The sequence below is a fragment of the Rhodanobacter sp. UC4443_H10 genome (genome assembly GCF_052978325.1).
This window is the reverse complement of sequence record NZ_CM129668.1, coordinates 2381646-2403315: the sequence shown is the minus strand read 5'-3', so window position 1 is coordinate 2403315 and position 21670 is coordinate 2381646. Positions and strand designations below refer to the sequence as shown.

The window sequence follows — 21670 nt, the reverse complement described above, 5'->3', positions numbered from 1 at the left end:
GAGGAGAAACGGGTGATGAGAAGTGAGGGAAGAGAGGTAAAGCGGATTGCCGCTGCCTTCTCTCATTTCTCACTCCTCTCCACTCACTCCTCATTCACTGGCAGGCCTCGCAGTACTCGGGGTTTTCCAGCGAGCAGACGACGGCCGCAGTCGCCTGGGCCTGATCCGACACCGTGGTCTTGGCGATCTTCGTGGCAGGCCTCGAGCGCAGGTAGTACGTGGTCTTGATGCCGGCCTTCCACGCGTACATGTACATCGAGCTCAGCTGGCCGATGTTCGGGTTTTCCATGAACAGGTTCAGGGACTGGCTCTGGTCGACATATGCGCCGCGCGCGGCGGCCAGGTCGATCAGCGACTTCTGCGGCAGTTCCCACACGGTGCGGTAGATCGCGCGCAGGCGTTCGGGGATCGCGGCGATGCCCTGCACCGAGCCTTCGGCCAGCTTGATCGCGTCGCGGATTTCGGACGTCCACAGTCCCAGCGCCTTCAGTTCGTCGGCGAGATGGCGATTCACCTGCAGGAAATCGCCGGACAGCGTTTCGCGCTTGAACAGGTTGCTGACCTGCGGCTCGATGCACTCATAGCAGCCGGCAATCGAGGCGATGGTGGCGGTGGGCGCGATGGCGATCAGCAGCGAGTTGCGCAGGCCGTGTTGCTTGATCTTCTCGCGCAGCGCGTCCCAGCGTGTGCTGTCGTGTGGCGTGGCGTTCGGCCAGTGATCGAACTGCAGCTCGCCATTGGCGGCACGGCTTTCGGCAAAGCCGGGATGCGGACCTTCGGCTTCGGCCAGTTCGGCCGATTGCGACAAAGCATTGAAGTAGATCTCCTCGGCGATGCGGGTGGACAGCGCCAGCGCCTCGGGCGAGTCGAATGGCAGGCGCAGCCTGAAGAACACGTCCTGCAGGCCCATCACGCCGAGCCCGACCGGGCGCCACTTCATGTTCGCGTTGCGCGCGGTGTCGATCGGGTAGAAGTTGAGGTCGATCACCCGGTTGAGCTGGCGCACCGCAGTGCGCACGGTCGAGGCGAGCTGGTCGAAGTCGAACGCGCCATCGCGCACATGCCGCGCCAGGTTCACCGAGCCCAGATTGCATACGGCCGTCTCGGTCGCCGAGCTGACTTCCAGGATCTCGGTGCACAGGTTGGACAGGTGGATCACGTTCCCGGATTTGGCCGTCTGGTTGGAGGTGGCGTTGCAGCGGTCCTTGAACGTCATCCAGCCGTTGCCGGTCTGCGCCAGCGTGCGCATCATGCGGGCGTACAGTTCGCGCGCTTTCACGGTCTTCACGGCGAGGCCATCGGCTTCGGCCCTGCGATACGCAACATCGAACGCCTCACCCCAGCTGTCGACGAAGTGCGGCACCACCTTCGGATCGAACAGCGACCAGTCGCCATTGCTTTCGACCCGGCGCATGAACTCGTCGGGAATCCAGTTGGCGATGTTGAGGTTGTGCGCGCGGCGAGCGTCGTCGCCGGTGTTGTCGCGCAGTTCGAGGAAGTCCTCGATGTCGGCATGCCACGATTCCAGGTACACGCAGGCCGCGCCCTTGCGCTTGCCGCCCTGGTTCACCGCGGCCACCGAGGCATCCAGCGTCTTCAGCCACGGCAGCAGGCCGTTGGAGTGGCCGTTGGTGCCGCGGATCAGCGAGCCGCGCGAGCGCACCCGCGAGTACGCCAGGCCGATGCCGCCGGCGAACTTGCTGAGCTTGGCCACGTCGGCGTACTTGTCGTAGATCGACTCCAGCGAGTCGACCGGCGAGTCGAGCAGGTAGCACGAGCTGAGCTGCTCGTGCGCGGTACCGGCGTTGAACAGGGTGGGCGAACTGGCGAGGTATTTCAGCGAGGACAGCAACCGGTACAGTTCCAGCGTCTCGCCGATCTCGTTGCCGCCCAGCGCGCAGGCGACGCGCATGAAGAAGTGCTGCGGTGTCTCGATCACCAGGCGCGTTTGCGGATGGCGCAGCAGGTAGCGGTCGTACACCGTGCGCAGGCCGAAGTATTCGAAGCGGCGGGTGGCGAGCACGTCGATCGCGTCGTTGAACTTGCGTGCGTTGGCGGCCACGAAATCACGCAGGCGGTCGTTGAGGATGCCCAACTCGGCGCCGCGCGCGATCGACTGCGAGTAGCTCTGGATTTCCTGGCCGCCGACCTCCTTGTCGATGTACGCGCCGAGCAGGCGCGCGGCCAGCTGGCCGTATTCGGGTTCCTCCGCGGTCAGCGCGGCGGCGGTGCGGATCGAGAGCTGATCCAGCTCGGCGGTGGTGGCGCCGTCGTACAGGCCGCCGATGGTTTTCAGTGCCACGCGCAGCGGGTCGACGCCGTGCAGCCCTTCGGCGCTGCGCGTCACGGCGCGCACGATCTTGTTGACGTCGACGGCTTCCTGGCCGCCGTTGCGCTTGGTCACGTGCATGGAGGCCGCGCTGTGCGGCGGGGTCAGCGCGAACGCGGTGTCGGTTTGGTGGGGGGCGGGTGTTTCGGCGGGCGCGACGGCGCGCTCGCGTTCGGCGGTATCGAGGGCTTGCATGGCAGGTGGCTCCGGCTGGACATCAAACGCCTGCTCCCGCGCGCAGGGCCTGATAGCGAAAGATTCCGGAGGCGGCGCGCAAGCCGGGCGCCGTGCGGCGACCTGGCTCCACGACGCACTTCCCCGCGGAAGCCGTCACTACGCAGCGGGACACGTTCGTCCCGCTGTGCCGGCAGGTCTTCGGACTTGCGGACGAGGATCGAGGCGATCCGCCTACTTGTCTTCGCTTCCCAGCCACGGCGGGCCAGTGCACGTGAAGACGTTCGTTTCCGCTCTACCGCTGCGGGGCAGTTCCGGAGTCACACCGGATTCCCTTTTAAGCCAAACCGATGTCGCATCGGGTCTGGCACCGACGCACACAACATATCGGGTGGCTCGGGAAGGGTCAACCCAACAAGTTGTGCGCAAGTCGTTTTGCGGGCCGGACGCGGCGGGTGCCTGCGCGGGCTGCGGCGACGTTACAGCGCATCGTGATCCAGCTCGCCGGTGCGGATGCGGATCACCTGCTCCAGCGTGCTTACGAAGATCTTGCCGTCGCCGATCTTGCCGGTGCGCGCGGAGGCCTGGATCGCCTCCAGTACACGGTCGAGCTGGTCGTCCGCCACCGCCACTTCCAGCTTGATCTTGGGCAGGAAATCGACCACGTACTCGGCGCCGCGATACAGCTCGGTGTGGCCCTTCTGGCGGCCGAAGCCCTTCACCTCGGTCACCGTGACGCCTTGCACGCCGACCTCGGCCAGCGCCTCGCGCACATCGTCCAGCTTGAACGGCTTGATGATCGCCACGACCAGTTTCATGCAGCATTCCTCGTTTCGGCCGGGCGGCAGGCGCCCGCAAACCTGCATTCTGCCCGGCCGGCGGGGCGCTGTCGCCTCACCGGGAGCGGTGTAGGACAATCCCTACAGTCTTTGATGGAGCATACCGATGGCGGCAACACGCGGCGTTCACCTAGCATTTACCCCGACGAGTTCGAGGCGCTGTCCATGATGGACAAGCAGGATATCGATCAGATTGCCCTGCGACTTGTGTCGTTGGTACCGCCAGGACTGGCACAGGTGCAGCAGGATTTGCGCACCAACTTCCGGGATGTTCTGGCGCAGGGATTGCGCCGCCTCGACCTGGTCACTCGCGAAGAGTTCGACGTGCAGACCCAGGTGCTCGCCCGCACCCGGGCCAAGATCGACGAGCTGGAACAGCGGGTGGCCGAGCTCGAAGCTGTCGTCGCCTCGCGCGGCGGTCAGCGCTGACCACCTCCCGGGAGCCGCCTCCGATCCGTCACCCTCACCCCGAGAACGATCGGAGGCGGTTATTTATCCAGCGCTGCTGATGGAGTCGCGCGATGTTTGTGCCAGTCAGCGCGCCACCGCCATCGCTGCGCCGCCGGCCCCTGGCCGCATGAGCCTCGCCGTCACCCTCAGCCGTGCCCAGGAAGGCATCGCTGCCCCGCAGGTGATGGTCGAGGTGCATCTCTCCGGCGGCTTGCCCTGCACCAACATCGTCGGCCTGCCCGAGGCCGCCGTGCGCGAGGCGCGCGACCGCGTGCGCGTGGCAATCCAGAACACTGCCTTCGAGTATCCCAACCGGCGCGTCACGGTGAACCTGGCGCCGGCCGAACTGCCCAAGGATGGCGGGCGTTTCGATCTCTCCATTGCACTGGGCATCCTCGCCGCCAGCGGCCAGGTGCCGCGCGAGAAACTGGATGACTGCGAGTTCCTCGGCGAGCTGGCGTTGACCGGCTCGCTGCGCGGCATCTCCGGCGTGCTGCCGGCGCTGCTGCGCGCCCGCGCGCGCGACCGTCGGGTGGTGGTGCCGCGCGAGAACGCGGCCGAGGCCGCGCTGGTGCCGGACGTCGACGTGCGCGTCGCCGAGACCCTCGCCGAAGTCTGCGGCTGGCTGCGCGGTGCGCACGACCTGTCCGCGCCGGTGGGCATCCCCAGCGATGGCGGCGCACATGACGGGCCGGACCTGGCCGACGTGCGCGGGCAGTTGCAGGCACGCCGCGCGCTGGAGATCGCCGCGGTCGGTGGCCATCACCTGCTGCTGGTCGGTCCGCCGGGCACCGGCAAGACCATGCTGGCCGAACGCCTGCCCGGCATCCTGCCGCCGCTGTCGGAGTCGGAGGCGCTGGAGACCTGCGCCGTGTTGTCGGTCGCGGGCCAGGTCACCGATCCCGTGCGCTGGCGCCGGCGCCCGTTCCGCGCGCCGCACCATACCGCCTCGGCGGTGGCGCTGGTCGGCGGCGGCTCGTTTCCTCGTCCGGGCGAGATCTCGCTGGCGCACAACGGCGTGTTGTTCCTCGACGAGCTTCCCGAGTTCAGCCGGCACGTGCTGGAGGTGCTGCGCGAGCCGATGGAATCGGGCCATATCATGATTTCCCGGGCGGCGCGGCAATCGACCTTTCCTGCCCAGTTCCAGCTGGTCGCGGCGATGAATCCGTGCCCGTGCGGCTATGCCGGCGAGCCGCGCTGCCAGTGCACGCCCGACCAGGTGCAGCGTTACCGCGCACGTATTTCCGGGCCGCTGCTGGATCGCATCGACCTGTGCGTGCAAGTGCCGCCGGTGGCGCTGGCCGAACTGGGCACGCCCCGCAACGCGCGCGACGAGGACTCCGCCACCGTTCGCGTTCGCGTGCTCCATGCCCGCCGCCACGCACTGATGCGCGCAGGCCGGCCGAACGCGGAGATCAGCACGCGCGAACTGGAGCGCGATTGTGCGCTGGGGCCGGCGGAGCGGCGCTGGTTCGAACAGGCACTCGAGCGGCTGGGCCTCTCCGCGCGCGCCTATCATCGGGTGCTGCGCGTCGCCCGCACGATCGCCGACCTCGACGGCGGCGCCGCCTTGCTCGAACGCGAGCACCTGGCCGAAGCCCTGCAGTACCGCAGGGTGTAAAGGCAGGAGTGAGTGGAGAGGAATGAGGAGTGAGAGAAAGCATGTCGCGACATGCCGTTGCTCTTCTCTCACTCATCATTCCTCTCCGCTCACTCCTGCTCTTTCCTGCTGGACGCACGCGCCGCCGCATGTTCCGATGTCGCCCTGACCATTCCAGGGACTGCGATGACGATCGATCTGGGCCTGATGCTCGCCGGCATGCTGATGATCGGGTTTCTCGCGCAGTGGCTGGCGTGGCGGGTGAGGCTGCCGGCGATCCTGTTCCTGCTGCTGGCCGGCATCGCGCTCGGGCCGGCCACCGGGGTGCTCGATCCGGACAAGCTGCTGGGCGATCTGCTGTTTCCCACCGTGTCGCTGGCGGTGGCGCTGATCCTGTTCGAGGGCAGCCTGACCCTGCGTTTCCACGAACTGCCCGGCATCGGCAAGGCCGTGCGCGGGCTGGTCAGTTACGGCGCGGTGGCCTCGCTGCTGCTGCTGGCGCTGGCTGCGCATCTGGTCGCCGGGTTGGCCTGGCCGATCGCGCTGCTGTTCGGTGCGCTGGGCTGCGTCACCGGCCCGACCGTGATCGCGCCGATGCTGCGCACGCTGCGACCGAACGCGCGCATCGCCAACACGCTGCGCTGGGAAGGCATCGTGATCGACCCGCTGGGCGCGCTGTTCGCGGTGCTGATTTACGAGGCGATCGTGTCGCGGCAGGAAGGCCACACCATCGGCATCTTCCTGGCAACCATCGGTTGCGGCGTGGGGATCGGCGCCTTGGCTGCCTGGCTGATGGCGTTCTTCCTGCGCCGCCAGCTGATCCCCGAATACCTGCAGAACTATGCGGTGCTGGCCGCGGTGCTGTTCGCCTTCAGCATCTCCAACACGCTGACCCACGAGTCGGGGCTGCTGGCGGTGACGATCATGGGCATTGCGCTGGGCAACCTGCGCGGGGTGCACATCGACGACATCCTCGATTTCAAGGAAAGCCTCACCACGGTGCTGGTGTCGCTGCTGTTCATCCTGCTGGCGGCACGACTGCACTGGCCGCTGCCGGACGGCATGCTGGGCGCGGGCCTCGCGCTGTTCGTGATTGCGCAGTTGCTGGTGCGGCCATTGACCGTGGCGCTCTCGAGTTTCGGCAGCGGCCTGAATTGGCGCGAGCGCGCACTGATCGGCTGGGTGGCGCCGCGCGGCATCGTGGCGGCGTCGGTTTCCGCGCTGTTCGCGTTGCGCCTGGATCAGCTCGGCGTGGCCGGCGCCGAGGCGCTGGTGCCGCTGGTGTTCACCCTCATCATCGGCACGGTGATCCTGCAGAGCGCCACCGCGCGGCCGCTGGCGATCTGGCTGAAAGTGGCCGAGCCGGAGCCGCGCGGCGTGCTGATCTTCGGCTCGGACCACGTGGCGCGCGCGATCGCCCAGTCGCTGCACGACGCCGGCTTCCGCGTGATGCTGGCCGACGACGACTGGGAGGGCATCCGGCTGGCGCGCATGGACGGGCTGACCACGTTCTTCGGCAACCCGGCCTCGCCGCATGCGGAACGCCATCTCGATCTGACCGGCATCGGCCGGCTGCTCGCGGTGTCCACCCATCGCGAGCGCAATTCGCTCGCCTGCGTGCGCTACCGACAGGAATTCGGCCGCGACAAGGTGTATCGCCTGCGCAACCTCACCCCACGCGAGAACACCGACCGCGCCGCGCTCGCCGGCAGCCTGCTGGCGCCGCCGCTGTTCGACGAGGAGATGACCCACGGCCGCTTCGCGCAGATGCTGGACGAAGGCTGGCGGATCAAGTCGACCAAACTCACCGCTACCTTCGACTGGCCGCAATTCGTCGAACAGTACGGTTCCGGCACGGTGCTGATGTTCGGCGTGGAGGAAAAAGGCGCCTTGCGGGTGGCCTCGACCAAGCGCGAACTGGAGCCGAAGCCGGGCTGGACCGTGATCGCGCTTGTACCGGCGAGCGAGAAGTGAGTGAAGAGGAGTGAGGAGTGAGAAAAAGCGGGAGCATTCCGCGCCCTTGCTCTCTCTCACTCCCCACTCCTCATTCCTCACTTCTCGCCTTCTCACGCGGCCGAGGCCTGCTTGAACTGCGCCTCCTCGGTCGAGCCCTTCAGCGCGGTGGTCGAGGACTGGCCCTGCTGGATCGCCTGGGTCACCGCGTCGAAATAGCCGGTGCCCACTTCGCGCTGGTGCTTCACCGCGGTGAAGCCGCGATCGGCGGAGGCGAACTCCTTTTCCTGCAGTTCGACGAAGGCGCTCATCTGGCGGCGCGCGTAGCCGTGGGCGAGGTCGAACATGCCGTAGTTGAGGCTGTGGAAGCCGGCCAGGGTGATGAACTGGAACTTGTAGCCCATCGCGCCCAGTTCCTTCTGGAAGCGGGCGATGGTGGCGTCGTCCAGGTTCTTCTTCCAGTTGAAGCTGGGCGAGCAGTTGTAGGCCAGCATCTTGCACGGGAACCTGGCGTGGATCGCCTCGGCGAAGCGGCGCGCATCGTCCAGGTTCGGCTTGCTGGTCTCGCACCACACCAGGTCGGCGTAAGGCGCATAGGCCAGCCCGCGGCTGATCGCCTGGTCCAGGCCGGGCCTGACCCGGAAGAAGCCTTCGACGGTGCGCTCGCCAGTGAGGAACGGCTTGTCGTTGTCGTCGATGTCGGAGGTGAGCAGGTCGGCCGCATCGGCATCGGTGCGCGCCACGATCAGCGTCGGTACCCCGGCGACGTCGGCGGCCAGGCGCGCGGCGTTCAACTTGTCGACCGCCTCGCGGGTGGGGACCAGCACCTTGCCGCCCATGTGGCCGCACTTCTTGACGCTGGCCAGCTGATCCTCGAAATGCACGCCGGCGGCGCCGGCCTCGATCATCGCCTTCATCAGCTCGAACGCGTTCAGCACGCCGCCGAAGCCTGCCTCGGCATCGGCCACGATCGGCACCAGCCAGTCGATGTCGTGGTTGTCCTCGGCGTGGTGCAACTGATCGGCGCGCAGCAAGGTGTTGTTGATGCGCTTGACCACCAGCGGCACCGAGTTGGCCGGGTACAGCGACTGGTCGGGATACATTTCGCCGGCCACGTTGGCGTCGGCGGCGACCTGCCAGCCGCTCAAGTAGATCGCCTGCAGGCCGGCCTTGACCTGCTGCATCGCCTGGTTGCCGGTGAGTGCGCCGAGCGCGTTGACGAACTCCTCCTGGTGCAGCGACTTCCACAACCGCTCGGCACCGCGACGGGCCAGCGAATGCTCGACCGCGACGGTGCCGCGCAGGCGCACCACGTCATCGGCGGAGTAGTTGCGCTGGACGCCGGCCCAGCGGGCATTGTTCTTCCAGTCCAGACTGATCTGTTCGGCGGTGGGCAGGGTGCTCTTCATGGCATGGCTCCGGTGGTGTTGAGCCCCTCTCCCTGCGGGAGAGGGGTTGGGGAGAGGGTTCGGACGGAGCGTGTCAGCACACTCCGCCGCGCCCCCTCATCCGCCCTTCGGGCACCTTCTCCCGGAGGGAGAAGGGAGAAAATCACAGTTGGTCGTACGCGGGCAGGGTGAGGAAGTCGGCCAGTTCGTCCGCATGGGTCATGCGGGAGATCAGGGCGGCGGCCGCATCGGCGCGGGCGGCGCCGGGGTGCTGGCTCTGGCGCAGGCGATGGGTGTGGGCGGCAAGCGCCTGGTCGAACAGCGCGAAGTCGATCGGTGCGTGGTCGGGGAACTCGAGATCTCCGTGATGCAGCCATTGCCACAACTGCGCGCGGGCGATCTCGGCCGTGGCGGCGTCTTCCATCAGGTGATGGATCGGTACGCAGCCCAGGCCGTCCAGCCATGCGGCGGTATAGCTCAGGCACACCTCGACGTTGTTGTCGAAGCCGGCGCGGCTGATGGTGCCGCCGGGCGCGGCGAGCAGCTGCTCGCGGCTCACCCGCACGTCCTCGCGCAGTTTGCCGAGCTGGTTCGGCGCGGGCATGTATTCGTCGAAGATCGCCTGCGCCACCGGCACCAGCGCGGGGTGGGCGACCCAGGTGCCGTCGTGGCCGGCTTTGACCTCGCGCAGTTTGTCGGCGCGCACCTTGTCTAGCGCCGCTTCATTCGCCGCCTCGTCGCCCTTGATCGGGATCTGCGCCGCCATGCCGCCCATCGCGAAGGCGCCGCGGCGGTGGCAGGTCTTGATCAGCAACTCGGAATAGCCTTTCAGGAACGGCACCGTCATGCCGACCTGGCCGCGCTCGGGGAGCAGGCGGTCGCGATGGCCGCGCAGCGTTTTCAGGTAGGAAAAAATGTAATCCCAGCGACCGCAGTTGAGGCCGACGATGCGACGGCGCAGCGCGTGCAGGATCTCGTCCATCTGGAACGCGGCCGGCAGGGTCTCGATCAGCACCGTGGCCTTCATCGTGCCGCGCGGCAGCTGCAGTTCGGCCTCGGCGGCGCTCATCACCTCTTCCCACAGCGCGGCCTCTTCCATCGCCTCCAGCTTGGGCAGGTAGAAGTACGGGCCGCGGTCGCGCTGGTGCAGCGTGCGTGCGTTGTGGAACACGAACAGGCCGAAGTCGACCAGCGCGCCAGACAGCGGGGTGCCTTCCACGCTGAAAAAACGGTCATGCAGATGCCAGCCGCGCGGGCGCACCACCAGCACGGCGGGGTTGCTGCCGACCTGGTAGGTCTTGCCCTCGGGCGAACGGAACGTGATCGTGCCGTCGACCGCATCGCGCAGATTGACCTGGCCGTCCAGCTGGTTGGCGAAGGTGGGCGAGGAGGAATCCTCGAAGTCGGCCATGAACACCCTGGCGCCGGAATTCAGCGCGTTGATGATCATCTTGCGCTCCACCGGGCCGGTGATCTCCACGCGGCGGTCGCGCAGCGCGGCCGGGATCGGTGCCACGTTCCAATCCGATTCGCGGATTGCCGCCGTGTCGGCGCGGAAATCCGGCAGGGCACCGGCATCCCAGGCAGCCTGGCGCTGGCGACGCTCTCGCAGCAGGTGTTGCCGCGACGCCTCGAAGCGACGGTGCAGCCGGGCCAGGAACGCCAGCGCGGCCGGGGTCAGGATGGCCGCGTAGGCGGCGCCGTCGGCGAGGACCTCCGCGGGGCCGGTGTGGAGTTGTTCCTGCGCTGCTGCCATCGTTTCGCTCCGCGTCGTGGGTGACTCGAAGCTAGGCCGGCAAATATCTGTTTGACAAAGTGAATGTTTCAATCATTACTATGAGCAATATCAATATCTGATACAACTTGCTGAAATGACTTGATGAAAACTCCCGGCGTTCCGCTGAAGCAGCCGAAAAAATCGTCTCGCAGCGCAGCAAAAAAACGTACCCCCGGCGAACGCGCCGAGGAGGCTGGCGGCCGTTTCTACTACAAGGGCAACCGCCACAAGCAACTGCGCGCCTTCGTCAGCGTGGTGAAACTGGGTACGCTGACCCGCGCCGCCGAAGCGTTGTACGTGTCGCAACCCACCATCAGCCTGCAGTTGCAGGCGCTGGAACGCGAGCTCGGCGCCACCTTGCTTGAGCGCCGCCGCCGACGCATCAATCTCACCGACGCGGGCGAGGCGCTGTACGAGCTGGCGCGCCCGCTGGTGGAAGGCTGGGACACGCTGGATCGCGATTTCCAGGCGAAGGCGAAGGGTCTGCAGGCCGGCCGGCTGGTGATCGCCGCCGGCACCTCCACCATCCAGTACCTGCTGCCGGAACTGGTGCGCCGCTATCGCGAACGCTTCCCGGCGGTGCAACTGCAGTTGGCCAACGTGACCGGCAAGGACGGCATGGCCATGCTGCGTGCCGACGAGGCGGATTTCGCGGTCGGCTCGATGCTGGACGTGCCCAACGACATCGCCTGGGCGCCGGTGCAGCACTACGACCCGATGCTGATCATGCCGCCCGACCACCCGCTGGCGACGAAGGACAAGATCACCCTGGAGGATCTTTCACCCTACGGACTGATCCTGCCGCCGCAGCGCCTCTCCACCTATCGACTGGTCGACCTGGTGTTCCAGCAGCGGCAGGTGCCCTATCACGTCGCGATCGAGGTCGGCGGCTGGGACGTGATCAAGGAATACGTGGCGATGGGCATGGGCATCTCCATCGTCACCGGCATCTGCATCACCGACGCCGACCGCGGGCGCCTGGCCGTGCGCAACATGCAGCAGTTCTTTCCCCAGCGCAGCTACGGCGTGGTGATGCGCAAGGGCAAGTTCCTCAGCGCCGAGGCACGCGCCTTCATCGACCTGATTCGCCCCGGGCTGCTGACGCATCGCGAACACGATGATCCGGGGCATTCGCAGCGGTGATGCCCGAGGCCGCTCTGCGAACCTCGTCCCTGCGCGCGGGATTTCAGACGTCGCGATGCTTGCCCTTGAACGGCGCGTACCACTCGCGCAGGCGCTGCATGGTTGCGCCCATGTCGGTGCCGGCATCGAACAGTGGGCCGAGCTGGATGGTCCTGTCGGGGTAATGGAACGCGACCGGGAAGATCGGCACGCCGGCATCGTGGGCGATGTGCCAGAAGCCGCTCTTCCAGCGCGTCACCGGTTTGCGCGTGCCTTCGGGGGCGATGCCCAGCCACAGTTTCTCGCGCTGGCGGAACTGGTCGATCATCTGTTCGACCACGCCCTTGGCCGCGCTGCGGTCGATGGGAACGCCGCCGAGCCGACGCAGCAGCCCGCCCAGCGGGCCGCGAAACAATTCCTGTTTGCCCATGAAGTGCACGTCGGCGCCGATCGCCACCTTGATCAGCAGCCCCCACACCCCGTCCCACCACGAGGAGTGCGGGGCGGCGATCAGCACCAGTTTGGGGACGTCGGGAAATTCGCCGGTGAGACTCCAGCCGCACAGGCGCAACACGCCGCGGCAGATGCGTCGTTGCCAACCGTCGCGCAGCTTCGGCATGCGGGCGGGCAACTGGGCTGGAGTGAAGACGCGACGCTTCATTCGAACTCCGGTTTGCGCGAACGGGTCTGCTTGATCCTGCCGCGCTGCTGCTTGCCGGCCAGGCGGCGTTCCTTCGAGGCGCGGGTCGGTTTGGTGGCGACGCGTTTCTTCGGCGGCAGCAGCACGCCGCGAATCAGTTCGGCCAGCCGCTCGCGCACGTCGTCGCGATTGCGCGCCTGGTCGCGAAAGCGCCGGCCCTGGATCACCAGCATCCCTTCGGCGGTAAGCCGGCGATCGCGCCGGGCCAGCAGCCGCGCGCGCACCTCCTCCGGCAGCGACGGCGAGCCCGCCACGTCGAAGCGCAATTCCACCGCGCTCTCGGTGCGATTCACATGCTGACCGCCCGGGCCGTCGGCGCGCAGGAAGCGCTCGATCAGTTCGGACTCGGGCAGGGCGAGGGTGCGGCTGATGGTCAGCATGGGGGGAAGTTTAGGGGAGAAGCGAGTGGAGAGAAGTGAGGAGTGAGAGAGAGCGAAGGCAAGCCGTACCCCGGCTTTTCTCTCACTCCTCACTTCTCTTCACTCACTCCTGCTTCAAGCCCCAGCCGAACTGCGCCAGCAATCGCGCGAATGCCTCGTCCAGCGGCGCCTCCAGTTGCATCGGCGCGCCACTCACCGGATGCGCGAACGAAAGCCGCCACGCGTGCAGCAGCATCCGGTGGCAGGCAAAGTACTGCTTGTAGAGGCGGTTGTGGTCGCCGCGGCCGTGCTGGCAGTCGCCGATCACCGGGTGATGGATGTGCGCCAGGTGCTTGCGGATCTGGCGGAAGCGGCCGCTCTCAGGCTCCGCCAGCAGCAGTGCGTAGCGTTGCTGCGGGTAGCGGCCGAGTGCGATCGGCAGCTCGATCGTGGCCAGGCGCCGGTAGCGCGTGCGCGCTTCGCGGCGCGGGCCGGTTTCGCGCGAGCCGGGCAGGGGATAGTCGATCACGCCTTCGGCCGGCTCCGGCCAGCCGCGCACCACCACCAGGTATTGCTTGTGCACCTCGCGCTGCATGAACTGCTCGCCAAGCGCGGCGGCGACCTCCTTGCTGCGCGCCACCAGCAGCACGCCGCTGGTGGCGCGGTCGAGCCGGTGCGCCAGGTACACGTTGCCGCCGACCTGCTCGCGCAGCAGGTCGATCAGGAACGCGTCGGCGGGCCCCACGAACGTCGAGCGGTGTACGGCCAGGTTCGCGGGCTTGTTCACCGCGATCAGCGCGTCGTCCTGGTAGAGGATGTCGATCATGCGTTCGAGCTTCCGCGCTCTGGTTATTCGTGGGAGCCCGCTCGCGGGCGATGCTGCGGGTGCCCGTGAAAAGCATCGCCCGCGAGCGGGCTCCTGCACGGTCAACGCGAGCGCGGCCAGCCGATGGCGAAGGAGAGGAAACCGGCGATACCGGCGCCCAGCGGCGGCCAGATGCCGTGTTGCGGGGCCAGCGTCCACAGTAGCGCGGCGCCGATCAGCAGTGCGCTGCCGAGCAGGCTGCAGGCCAGCGTCCTGTGCTGGCGACGGGCATTCTCCTGCGCCAGTCCGAGGGCCAGCGGATCGGCTGGCTCACGCCGCTCGCCGCGGCCGATCTGACGCAGCGCATCACGTACCAGGTCGGGAAACTCCGGCGCGTGGTGCAGCCATTCGGGCAACCGTTTGCGCACGTCGCGCAGGGTGCGCAGCGGGCTGTAGCGCTGGCGCAGGATCCGCTTGAGCACCGGATGCGCGACTGCCCAGATGTCGATCTCCGGATCGAGCATGCGGCCGACGCCCTCGATGTTGAGCAGGGTCTTCTGCAGCAGGATCAGCTGCGGCTGCAGGGTCAGCTCGAAGCGGCGCGCGGTCTGGAACAGCTTGACCACCAGCTCGGCCAGCGAAATCTGCGACAGCGGGCGGGTGAAATACGGCTCGCACACGGTGCGCACGGCGGCTTCCAGTTCGTCCAGTCGCACGTCGGCGGGCATCCAGCCGGCGGCCACGTGCAGTTGCGCGATGCGGGCGTAGTCGCGCTCGAACAGCGCGATGAAGTTCTGCGCCAGCCAGTACTGGTCGGCCTCGGGCAGCGAGCCCATGATGCCGAAGTCCAGCGCGATGAAGCGCGGCTCGTCCAGGCGCGACGGGTCCACCCAGATGTTGCCGGGGTGGGCGTCGGCGTGGAAGAAATTGTCGCGGAACACCTGCTCGTAGAACACCCGCACGCCCTTGGCGGCCAGTGCCTTGCGGTCGAGCCCGGCGGCGTCGATCGCTGCGATGTCGTCGCTGCTGATGCCGTGCACGCGCTCCAGCGTCAGCACGCGCGAGGCGGTCAGTTCCCAGTGCACCGCCGGTACGTACAGGTCCACGCCGCTGGCGAAGTTGCGCTTGAGCAGGCTGGCGCTGGCGCCTTCGCGCTGCAGGTCGAGTTCGTTCTCCAGCATCTTCTCGACTTCGGCGACGACGTCGAGCGGGCGGATCTTGTCGGCATTCGGGTGCCAGCGCTGGGCCAGTTCGCCGAGCGAGCGCAGCAGCTTCACGTCGCGGGCGATCTGCGCGTCGATGCCCGGCCGCAGCACCTTCACCACCACCTCGCGGCCGTCGGCCAGGGTGGCGGCATGCACCTGGGCGATCGAGGCCGAGGCCAGCGGCGTCTCGTCGAATTGGGCGTATAGACGTCCAACCGGGAGTTTCAGCTCCCGCTCGACGATGGCACGCGCCTCGCTGCCGGGGAACGGCGCCACCTGGTCCTGCAGCAGCGACAGTTCGTCGGCAATGTCGGCGGGCACCAGGTCGCGGCGGGTCGACAGCACCTGGCCGGCCTTGACGAAAATCGGCCCCAGCTCGGTCAGCGCCCGGCGCAGGCGTTCGCCGCGCGAGAGGCTGGCCACGTCGGCGCGCGGTCGCGCCAGCAGCGGGCGCAGCAGTTTCAGCGGGCGGAACAGGTGCGCGGCGTCGACCAGTTCATCCAGCCGCCATGCCAGCAGCACCGAGGCCACTCGCAGCAGGCGCGGCACCACGCGCAGCGGCGTCACGCGGCGTCGCCCTGCAGTTGCCGCGCCAGCCGCTGCACGCGTGCGGCCAGTCGTTCGCTGTGTTCGCGCAAACTGTCCACTTCGTCGAGAAAGGTGTCGACTTCGCCAGGCGCCAGGGCCACGCGGGTTTCGTCGCGCACCCAGTCGGCGGCGTCTTCGACGAGATGGGCGCCACTTTCGCGGGCATGCGCCAGGCCCTTGCGCACGGCCCTGGCCAGCGGCACGCCGAGCACGTCGCCGAAACTGCGCGCGAAGGCCTCCTCGAAATCCGGCGCGAACTTGCCGGCCAGTTTTTCCAGGCGGCGCGCCAGTTCGGCATCGCCGGCGATCTCCACCTTGCCCGGCGCGATGCCGTCGTCGTCGCGGCGCAGCAGCATCGCCAGCAGGCTGCCCGGCGTCGCGGCCACCTTCAGCTGGCTGTCGTCGCGCGGCGGGCCGACTTTCAGGTGCGCCTGATCGACCGTGATGGCCAGCGCCAACTCCGGCCCGCGCAGATGCAACTGCACGCTGCGACCGTTCAACGCGGTCAGCCGCTGCTGCGTGTCGGGATCGAGCGACAGCGTGTGGTTCAGCGCGGTTTCCAGCGCTCGCCCGGCGAGCTTGCGCAGAGGTTGCGGCATCCAGGCGTTGGGGGTGGCAGCGTTCATCCGCCGATTGTAGCGGGGCGGCGCCTCGGGCAGCGCTTGGGCGCTGCCGGGGGTCGGGAATAGGGAATCGGAAGAGCGTTCTTTCTCTGGTTTGAAGAGGCCGCGGACGGTGCCGCTTTTGCCCGTGCCTTTCCGATTCCCTATTCCCGGCTCTCACCAGCGAAACCGAGCTGGCGCCAGGCCTCGTAGACCGCCACGGCGACGGTGTTCGACAGGTTCAGGCTGCGGCTGTGCGGGCGCATCGGCAGGCGCAGGCGTTGTGTCGGCGGGATGGTGTCCAGCACGTCGTCCGGCAGGCCGGCGGTTTCGCAGCCGAACAGCAGCGCGTCGCCGTCGGCAAAACGCACGTCGACGTGGGGCACGCTGCCGCGCGTGGTGAAGGCGAACACGCGTGGCGCGCCGAGCGCGGCGAGGCAGGCGGACAGGTCCTCGTGCACCGCGACGCTGGCGTATTCGTGATAGTCCAGCCCGGCGCGGCGCAGGCGGGCGTCGTCGAGCTCGAAGCCCAGTGGACGCACCAAGTGCAGTGCCGCGCCGGTATTCGCGCAAAGACGGATCACGTTGCCGGTGTTGGGAGGGATCTCGGGGCGATGCAGGATGACATGGAGCATCCACGCATTATCGCTTGCGCCATGCTCAGCCGGCCACGCGCGGGCAGACCACGCCGTCCGGCGGCAGCGCGCAGCTGCTCGGCGCGGCCAGCAGGATGGTGGCGATGCCGCCGTCGTGGGCGAGCTCGACCGGCGGCGTGGCGGTCGTGGTGGTCAGCATGGCGGCGAGGATGAGGCCGCACACCACGAGGCTGGCAATGAACAATCCGTGCAGCATGAAAGTCTCGAATTTCACGGTTACATCTCCGATGCGTAAGTGAGCCCTGCAGCCCGATGAAAGCAATCCCTGTGCCACGCCTGGATATGCGGCCAACATGCTGATTTTTCAAGGTTTAGATAGCCGCCTCGACACCCCGGCCGTTGTCCGCGGACAGTCGTCCGGTGGCGTCCGGACAGCGGTGCCCTGCGCCACCGCACGGGCCGTCGACCGTGCCACAAGTCATTTGCGATGCCCGGGCGCGGCCGGGTAGCCTGCCCGGACCATTCGCGAAAACAGGAGGTTCACCGTGAAAAAAACGCCGCTTGCCCTGCTCATCTCCGGCTTGCTCACGTTCGGGGTCGCCGCGCCGACACTGCTGGTCGCCGCCCCCGCGCAGGCGGTCGAGGCCGCCGCTGCAGCGACGCAGCAGATCCCCGACCTGGCCTATTCCCGTTTCGTGCTGCCCAACGGCCTGACCGTGGTGGTGCATGAAGACCACAAGGCGCCGGTGGTGGCGGTGAGCGTGTGGTATCACGTCGGCTCCTCCTATGAGCCCAAGGGCAAGACCGGCTTCGCGCACCTGTTCGAGCACCTGATGTTCCAGGGTTCGGAGAATCACAAGGACGAGTTCTTCAAGCCGTTCGAGCTGGCCGGCGCCACGGACCAGAATGGCACCACCTGGCTCGACCGCACCAACTATTTCGAAACCGTGCCGACCACCGCGCTGGACATGGCGCTGTGGATGGAATCGGACCGCATGGGCCACCTGCTCGGTGCCATCGGCCAGCCGCAGCTCGACGAACAGCGCGGCGTGGTGCAGAACGAGAAGCGCCAGGGCGAAAACCAGCCTTACGGCCGCGCCAGCGAACTGATCCAGGCCGAGGCGTTCCCGGCCAACCATCCCTACCATCACGACACCATCGGCTCGATGGCGGATTTGAACGCCGCCTCGCTCGGCGACGTCAAGCAGTGGTTCCGCGACTACTACGGCGCGGCCAACACGGTGGTGGTGCTGGCCGGCGACATCACGCCGGCGGTGGCGAAGGAGAAGATGCTGAAGTACTTCGGCGACATCGCCGCCGGTCCGCAGGTGCCGCGCCCGCAGCCGTGGATTGCCGCGCGCGATAAGTCCACCCGCGGCACGATGACCGACAACGTCGCGCAGACCCGCATCTACCGCGAATGGAACGTGCCGGCGCGCGGCAGCCATGACGAGAACCTGCTGGAGCTTGCCGCCGCCGTGCTCGGCGGCAGCAAGACCTCGCGGCTGTACCAGCGCCTGGTCTACCAGGACAAGCTCGCCGACAGCGTCTCCGTCTACGTCGAGCAGCATTCGCTGGCCAGCCTGTTCCAGTTGCAGGTCGACGTGAAGAAGGGCGTCGACCCGGCCAAGGTCGAGGCCGCGATCGCCGACGAATGGCAGAAGTTCCTCAACGATGGCCCCACCGCCGACGAACTGGCGCGGGTCAAGACCGAAACCCGCGCCTCCTTCGTGCGCGGCCTGGAGCGCGTCAACACGCAGGCCTCGATCCTGGCCGAGGGCCAGCTGTACCACGGCGATCCGGGGCACTACCTGAAGGACTTCAGCACCCTGATGGCGGCGACGCCGGCCAGCGTCAAGGCGGTGGCGAACCAGTGGATCGCCAAGGGCGACTACACCCTGACCGTGGTGCCCGGCAAGGTAGAGGACGCCGACATGGCCACCGTGGCCGGCCGGGCCGCCGCGTCCGGTGCGCCGGCGCCGGTGCTCACGCCCAAGGGCGATTACAAGACCGTGGCCAGCGACGTCGATCGCAGCAAGGGCGTGCCCGAAGTCGCCAGCTTCCCCGACCTCGCGTTCCCGACCCTGCAGCACGGCAAGCTCGACAACGGCGTCGAAGTGGTCCTGGCCGAACGCCACGGCGTGCCGGCGGTGCAGATGCAGTTGCTGTTCGACGCCGGTTACGCGGCCGACCAGGGCCGCAAGCTGGGCACCTCCAGCTTCACCATGTCGATGCTCGACGAAGGCACCCGGGACCTCGATTCGGTCGAGATCGCCAAGCGCAAGCAGCGCCTGGGCGCGATCATCGCCAGCGGTTGCGGGCTGGATTACTGCAATGCCTCGCTGAATGCGCTGGACGACCAGCTCAAGCCCTCGCTCGACCTGTTCGCCGACATCGTGCGCAACCCGGCGTTCCGCGATGCCGACGTCAGCCGCCTGCGCGGCCAGTGGCTGGCCGGCATCGCCCAGGAGAAGAGCCAGCCCATCGGCATCGCGCTGCGCACCCTGCCGCCGCTGCTGTACGGCAAGGGCCACGCCTACGCGATCCCGTTCACCGGCACCGGCACCGAGGCCTCGATCAAGTCGCTGACCGATGCCGACATGCGCCAGTTCATCACCGACTACATCCGCCCGGACAACATGAAGATCCTGGTGGCCGGCGATACCACGATGGCGAAGATCATCCCGCAGTTGAACGCGGTGTTCGGCAACTGGAAGGCGCCGGCGAGCAAGGTGCCGGCCAAGAACATCGGCAAGGTCGCGCCACCGGAACAGGTGCGCGTGTTCCTGGTCGATCGCCCCGGAGCGCAGCAGAGCCTGATCCTCGCCGGCAGTCTGGCGCCGTCCACCGAGGCGCCCAACAACCTGCAGATCCAGACCATGAACGGCGCCTTCGGCGGCAGCTTCACCTCGCGCCTCAACATGAACCTGCGCGAGGACAAGCACTGGGCCTACGGCGCCTTCAGCTTCCTGCAGAACGCGGTCGGGCAGCGCCCGTTCATGCTCTACGCACCGGTGCAGACCGACAAGACCGCGGCGTCGGTCAGCGAGATGCTGAAGGAAGCGCGCGGGGTGATCGGCGACAAGCCGCTGACCGCGCAGGAGATCAGCAAGATCAAGGTCGGCGACGTGCGCAGCATGCCGGGTCAGTACCAGACCACCCAGGCGGTGATGGGCGCCATGCAGGGCATCGCCCAGTACAACCGCCCGGATGACTACGTGCAGACCCTGAAGTCGCGCATCGAGGCGCAGACCGATGCGTCGGTGGAGGCTGCGGCGAAGGAGATCATCCACCCGGACCAGCTGACCTGGGTGATCGTCGGCGACCTGGCCAAGATCGAGTCGCCGATCCGCGCGCTGAAGCTCGGCACGGTCGAGGTGCTCGACGCCGACGGCAAGCCGGTGGCGGCCAAGCCGGCGAAGTGAGTCGCGCTGCCGCGCCGGCTGAACCGGCGCGGCAAGCGGCGGATGGAGCGAGGGACGCCGGCGCGCCGGCGCGTTACGATGGAGGCCGGACCGTCCTGGTCCGGCCTCTTTTCATGCCCTCAAGACCTGCCGCGGAGCCACCCATGCGCAAGACCCTGTTGTTGCTCGTCCCCATCCTGTTGCTCGGCGCCTGCAGTTGGGGCATCACCCTGGATTCGGCCGGCAAGAACGTGCGCACCGCCTGGAGCGGCGATGTTTCCAGCTGCCGCGAACTGGGCAAGGTCACCGTCTCGGTGATGAACCGCGTCGGTCCGGTCGACCGCAACGACATCAAGGTGCGCGACGAACTGGAAGTGCTCGCGCGCAACGAGGCGGCCAAGATGCACGCCGACACCATCAAGCCGCTGGCCGAACCGGCCGATGGCTCGCAGCCGTGGGGCGCCTACCAGTGCGGCAGCAACCCGGCCAAGCCGGGGGCGGGCCGACCGGCTTCGGCCCAATCGGCCAAGGGCGACGTGCAGACGTTCCCGGTGTCGGGCGGCTGACCCCTTCGACGGTCAATCCATGCTGATCCAGCCGCGTTCTCCCGCAATGCGCAGCGAGGTGCCGAGCACCGCGCTGAGCGACTGGAGGCGCGCGAGGATGCGTTGTGCATCCTCGCCTCGCGCGATCCTGGGGCGACCCCGCGTTTCGTCCTGGCGACTCGCATCGTCGCCCCTCTCGTTGAGCACCACCGGCACCAGTTCGAGCTGACGCATCGAGCCATCGCGCCGATGAAGGTGCGCGATCATGCTTTCCCACACCTCGGCCGGGTAGTAGCCGGGCTCGGTGCGGGAATGAAAGATCAGGCTGCCCATGCCATGGAAAATCGGCACCCCGTGATGAAGCTCGATCCCGTGCAGCAGCGGGGCGCCGTGCGAAAAGAATGCGCCGGCACCGGCTTCGGCGCAGCTCCGCGCGAATTCGCGCGCCCATGGCTGGGTGACGCGCATGTCGCCGCGCCAATCGTGGTTGTGCAGGCAGGCGACGACGAAGGCCGTGCCGGCCGCCGCGCGGATCGACTGAAGGATTCGTTCCACATCGTCCTGGTCGGGTGTGCCGGCTGCGGTCAGACGCAGCTCGTTGATGCCGGCGCCTGAACTTGTTGCCGCCACACCCGGACGGATCTTGCCGGCCGCCATGGCCACCAGCGCGACACGACGACCGCGCGCCTTGAAGCAGGCGGCACCGCTGGCTTCGGCGAGGTCGCTGCCGCTGCCGGCGGTGGCGAAACCGGCATGCTGCGCGGCGCTGCGGGTGGCCAGTACGCCCGCACGGCCGAAATCGCCGGCGTGGTTGTTGGCCAGGGCCAGCATGTCGAAGCCGAACGAGCGCAGGCAGCGCAGGGCGGCGGGGCCTGCGGCATGCAGGAACAGCCCTTGGCGAGTCGGTGCGCCCGACGCGCCAACGCGTATGGGCGTCTCCAGGTCGGTCATGGCAACGTCGCCGCGACGTACCTGGGCGATCACTTCGGCGAGGCCGGGGTAGGGCTCGCTGCAGAGGTCGTGCGCGATCAGCGCCTGCCCGGTGAGGGTGAGGGTCAGCTCGCGGCGTTCGGCCGCGCGCACGGCAACGCCCGGCAACAGCGGCGTCATCGCCAGGGCGGCGAGCAGCCGCCGGCGCTGCAGATTGCACGACTCGACCATGACGCCCCTCGCTCGATCCGGACCCGACAGCCCCAGCTATCCACGTCCACCGGGCCGCTTGCAAGCTTATTCG

At 67.8% G+C, this 21670-nt stretch carries 18 protein-coding genes and 1 riboswitch; of the genes, 6 read left to right on the top strand and 12 right to left on the bottom strand.

What is annotated here, in order from left to right; translation table 11 throughout:
• Positions 1-94: 94 nt before the first annotated feature.
• Both ACVCMB_RS11040 and glnK read right to left on the bottom strand, forming a co-directional pair.
• Positions 95-2524, bottom strand: coding sequence for a ribonucleoside-diphosphate reductase subunit alpha (locus ACVCMB_RS11040; RefSeq protein ID WP_447106934.1), 2430 nt, complete (start codon positions 2522-2524; stop codon positions 95-97).
• Between the two features lie 154 nt (positions 2525-2678).
• Positions 2679-2893: riboswitch (cobalamin riboswitch) on the bottom strand.
• Between the two features lie 89 nt (positions 2894-2982).
• Entirely contained in the window at positions 2983-3321 is a 339-nt protein-coding gene (glnK, locus tag ACVCMB_RS11035) for a P-II family nitrogen regulator (protein ID WP_136259205.1), read from the bottom strand.
• A gap of 186 nt (positions 3322-3507) precedes the next feature.
• Here glnK and ubiK point away from each other — a divergent pair, with 186 nt between their 5' ends.
• The 3 genes from ubiK (at position 3508) to ACVCMB_RS11020 (ending at position 7366) form a co-directional block, all read left to right on the top strand.
• On the top strand, positions 3508-3771 hold the full coding sequence (gene ubiK / locus ACVCMB_RS11030; protein WP_395121277.1) for a ubiquinone biosynthesis accessory factor UbiK: 264 nt from the start codon (positions 3508-3510) through the stop codon (positions 3769-3771).
• A gap of 148 nt (positions 3772-3919) precedes the next feature.
• Positions 3920-5413 carry a YifB family Mg chelatase-like AAA ATPase gene (locus ACVCMB_RS11025; protein ID WP_395120508.1) on the top strand — a complete coding sequence of 498 codons (1494 nt, stop codon included), beginning with the start codon at positions 3920-3922 and terminating at the stop codon, positions 5411-5413.
• 165 nt (positions 5414-5578) lie between these two features.
• Positions 5579-7366, top strand: a complete 1788-nt coding sequence (locus ACVCMB_RS11020; RefSeq protein WP_395120506.1) for a cation:proton antiporter — start codon at positions 5579-5581, stop codon at positions 7364-7366.
• A 92-nt stretch (positions 7367-7458) separates the two neighbouring features.
• Here the strand turns inward: ACVCMB_RS11020 and aceA are convergent, their stop codons facing one another.
• Positions 7459-8754, bottom strand: coding sequence for an isocitrate lyase (gene aceA, locus ACVCMB_RS11015; protein ID WP_395120505.1), 1296 nt, complete (start codon positions 8752-8754; stop codon positions 7459-7461).
• A gap of 142 nt (positions 8755-8896) precedes the next feature.
• Positions 8897-10489, bottom strand: coding sequence for a malate synthase A (gene aceB, locus ACVCMB_RS11010; RefSeq protein WP_447106933.1), 1593 nt, complete (start codon positions 10487-10489; stop codon positions 8897-8899).
• Positions 10490-10612: 123 nt separating this feature from the next.
• Between aceB and ACVCMB_RS11005 the strand changes: the two genes are divergently transcribed.
• The gene (locus tag ACVCMB_RS11005; RefSeq protein WP_447106932.1) at positions 10613-11653 is read left to right on the top strand and encodes a LysR family transcriptional regulator; all 1041 of its coding nucleotides are present in this window, start codon (positions 10613-10615) and stop codon (positions 11651-11653) included.
• A 43-nt stretch (positions 11654-11696) separates the two neighbouring features.
• Here ACVCMB_RS11005 and ACVCMB_RS11000 read toward each other — a convergent pair whose 3' ends face one another.
• From ACVCMB_RS11000 to ACVCMB_RS10970, 7 genes are all read right to left on the bottom strand, one after another.
• Entirely contained in the window at positions 11697-12293 is a 597-nt protein-coding gene (locus ACVCMB_RS11000) for a 1-acyl-sn-glycerol-3-phosphate acyltransferase (RefSeq protein ID WP_447097850.1), read from the bottom strand.
• Positions 12290-12712, bottom strand: a complete 423-nt coding sequence (gene arfB, locus ACVCMB_RS10995; protein WP_447097851.1) for an alternative ribosome rescue aminoacyl-tRNA hydrolase ArfB — start codon at positions 12710-12712, stop codon at positions 12290-12292. The genes ACVCMB_RS11000 and arfB overlap by 4 nt, the downstream gene beginning before the upstream one ends.
• Before the next feature lie 103 nt (positions 12713-12815).
• Positions 12816-13517 (bottom strand): pseudouridine synthase, encoded by a 702-nt coding sequence (locus ACVCMB_RS10990; RefSeq protein WP_447106931.1) that lies wholly within the window; start codon positions 13515-13517, stop codon positions 12816-12818.
• Positions 13518-13618: 101 nt separating this feature from the next.
• A complete protein-coding gene (ubiB, locus tag ACVCMB_RS10985; RefSeq protein WP_395120497.1) occupies positions 13619-15268 on the bottom strand; it encodes a ubiquinone biosynthesis regulatory protein kinase UbiB in 1650 nt (549 codons plus the stop codon).
• Positions 15265-15915, bottom strand: coding sequence for a ubiquinone biosynthesis accessory factor UbiJ (locus tag ACVCMB_RS10980; RefSeq protein WP_395120495.1), 651 nt, complete (start codon positions 15913-15915; stop codon positions 15265-15267). The genes ubiB and ACVCMB_RS10980 overlap by 4 nt, the downstream gene beginning before the upstream one ends.
• A 140-nt stretch (positions 15916-16055) precedes the next feature.
• Entirely contained in the window at positions 16056-16526 is a 471-nt protein-coding gene (gene trmL, locus ACVCMB_RS10975; protein WP_395120493.1) for a tRNA (uridine(34)/cytosine(34)/5-carboxymethylaminomethyluridine(34)-2'-O)-methyltransferase TrmL, read from the bottom strand.
• Between the two features lie 25 nt (positions 16527-16551).
• Positions 16552-16761, bottom strand: a complete 210-nt coding sequence (locus ACVCMB_RS10970) for a hypothetical protein (RefSeq protein WP_447106930.1) — start codon at positions 16759-16761, stop codon at positions 16552-16554.
• Between the two features lie 271 nt (positions 16762-17032).
• Here ACVCMB_RS10970 and ACVCMB_RS10965 point away from each other — a divergent pair, with 271 nt between their 5' ends.
• Positions 17033-19912: a M16 family metallopeptidase gene (locus ACVCMB_RS10965; RefSeq protein ID WP_447101450.1), complete on the top strand. Its 2880-nt coding sequence runs from the start codon at positions 17033-17035 to the stop codon at positions 19910-19912.
• A 143-nt stretch (positions 19913-20055) separates the two neighbouring features.
• On the top strand, positions 20056-20457 hold the full coding sequence (locus tag ACVCMB_RS10960) for a DUF4156 domain-containing protein (RefSeq protein WP_395120489.1): 402 nt from the start codon (positions 20056-20058) through the stop codon (positions 20455-20457).
• A gap of 12 nt (positions 20458-20469) precedes the next feature.
• Here ACVCMB_RS10960 and ACVCMB_RS10955 read toward each other — a convergent pair whose 3' ends face one another.
• On the bottom strand, positions 20470-21597 hold the full coding sequence (locus ACVCMB_RS10955; protein ID WP_447106929.1) for a CapA family protein: 1128 nt from the start codon (positions 21595-21597) through the stop codon (positions 20470-20472).
• Between the last annotated feature and the right edge of the window lie 73 nt (positions 21598-21670).

What these genes read in the sequence shown, in the direction of transcription:
- trmL (WP_395120493.1), bottom strand. Translation starts at nt 16,526, where the DNA reads ATGCTCCATGTCATCCTGCATCGCCCCGAGATCCCTCCCAACACCGGC.
- ubiK (WP_395121277.1), top strand. Translation starts at nt 3,508, where the DNA reads ATGATGGACAAGCAGGATATCGATCAGATTGCCCTGCGACTTGTGTCG.
- ACVCMB_RS10960 (WP_395120489.1), top strand. Translation starts at nt 20,056, where the DNA reads ATGCGCAAGACCCTGTTGTTGCTCGTCCCCATCCTGTTGCTCGGCGCC.
- ACVCMB_RS11005 (WP_447106932.1), top strand. Translation starts at nt 10,613, where the DNA reads ATGAAAACTCCCGGCGTTCCGCTGAAGCAGCCGAAAAAATCGTCTCGC.
- arfB (WP_447097851.1), bottom strand. Translation starts at nt 12,712, where the DNA reads ATGCTGACCATCAGCCGCACCCTCGCCCTGCCCGAGTCCGAACTGATC.
- aceB (WP_447106933.1), bottom strand. Translation starts at nt 10,489, where the DNA reads ATGGCAGCAGCGCAGGAACAACTCCACACCGGCCCCGCGGAGGTCCTC.
- ACVCMB_RS10990 (WP_447106931.1), bottom strand. Translation starts at nt 13,517, where the DNA reads ATGATCGACATCCTCTACCAGGACGACGCGCTGATCGCGGTGAACAAG.
- ACVCMB_RS10955 (WP_447106929.1), bottom strand. Translation starts at nt 21,597, where the DNA reads ATGGTCGAGTCGTGCAATCTGCAGCGCCGGCGGCTGCTCGCCGCCCTG.
- ACVCMB_RS11020 (WP_395120506.1), top strand. Translation starts at nt 5,579, where the DNA reads ATGACGATCGATCTGGGCCTGATGCTCGCCGGCATGCTGATGATCGGG.
- ACVCMB_RS11040 (WP_447106934.1), bottom strand. Translation starts at nt 2,524, where the DNA reads ATGCAAGCCCTCGATACCGCCGAACGCGAGCGCGCCGTCGCGCCCGCC.
- ACVCMB_RS10980 (WP_395120495.1), bottom strand. Translation starts at nt 15,915, where the DNA reads ATGAACGCTGCCACCCCCAACGCCTGGATGCCGCAACCTCTGCGCAAG.
- ACVCMB_RS11025 (WP_395120508.1), top strand. Translation starts at nt 3,920, where the DNA reads ATGAGCCTCGCCGTCACCCTCAGCCGTGCCCAGGAAGGCATCGCTGCC.
- aceA (WP_395120505.1), bottom strand. Translation starts at nt 8,754, where the DNA reads ATGAAGAGCACCCTGCCCACCGCCGAACAGATCAGTCTGGACTGGAAG.
- ACVCMB_RS11000 (WP_447097850.1), bottom strand. Translation starts at nt 12,293, where the DNA reads ATGAAGCGTCGCGTCTTCACTCCAGCCCAGTTGCCCGCCCGCATGCCG.
- glnK (WP_136259205.1), bottom strand. Translation starts at nt 3,321, where the DNA reads ATGAAACTGGTCGTGGCGATCATCAAGCCGTTCAAGCTGGACGATGTG.